Origin of the sequence: Microbulbifer hainanensis (genome assembly GCF_014904735.1) — a bacterium.
Taxonomy (GTDB): domain Bacteria; phylum Pseudomonadota; class Gammaproteobacteria; order Pseudomonadales; family Cellvibrionaceae; genus Microbulbifer; species Microbulbifer hainanensis.
Map to the genome: position 1 here is coordinate 1 of NZ_JACZCR010000089.1, position 370 is coordinate 370.

Annotated in this window: 1 protein-coding gene; it reads left to right on the plus strand. The window is 54.1% G+C overall.

What is annotated here, in order from left to right; genetic code table 11:
- Nucleotides 1–370, plus strand: a 370-nt coding sequence (locus IG168_RS20455; protein WP_193166457.1) for a hypothetical protein, incomplete at both ends; no start/stop codon positions are given.

Genomic DNA, 370 nt, shown 5'->3' on the forward strand with positions numbered 1-370 from the left:
CGGACGAGGACCTCTTCGAACTCATCAGGTCCTGGGACAAAGGCGGTGAGCTTCGAGATCCTGACGTATTGACGCTCCTTCGTGCTGACGTCAGAGGGCAGTATCTGACAGGAATAATCGGCGACCTCATTGACGACGACGGGTCGTTCTACTCGAGCGCGGTTAACTTTGAAACAGCCAAAGAAGCACTGGCGGCCCTGGGCCCAGGCTTGAAAACGCTTCCGCCATTGCAGACGGACGATCAATTCATTTCTTTTGGCCATCGAGTGACTGAGTTGAGCAGACACCACCCGCCAGGACTGGCGGGCGACATAAAGTATGAGAGCAGAAGGATTGATGTCGCGCTCGTAGATATTTTCGAAGCTTTCAC